Origin of the sequence: Mesorhizobium sp. M7A.F.Ca.MR.362.00.0.0, from assembly GCF_004023175.1 — a bacterium.
Taxonomy (GTDB): domain Bacteria; phylum Pseudomonadota; class Alphaproteobacteria; order Rhizobiales; family Rhizobiaceae; genus Mesorhizobium.
In genome coordinates, this window is sequence record NZ_RZTF01001233.1 from 1 (window position 1) to 215 (window position 215).

Here is a 215-nt window from a genome sequence, read left to right on the forward strand (position 1 = left end):
TTAGGTTATATCAAAAAATATCTCCCAAATAGCCTTTATAAAAAAGACGATCTTATCAACAATCTGCAATCAATTAGAGAAGAGGGATATGCCTTTTCAGATGAAGAAATTGACAAAGGGGTAGTGGCTTATGGAATACCGATTCGTGATTTTAATGAAAAGGTTGTTGCCTCTTTAAGTGTTGCAGGGCCGAGAGAAAGAATGCTGTTACAGGA

Annotated in this window: 1 protein-coding gene; it reads left to right on the forward strand. The window is 36.3% G+C overall.

Translation table 11 applies throughout. From position 1 onward, the window contains the following. Window positions 1-215, forward strand: a 215-nt coding sequence (locus EOC06_RS39755) for an IclR family transcriptional regulator C-terminal domain-containing protein (RefSeq protein WP_245470499.1), incomplete at both ends; no start/stop codon positions are given.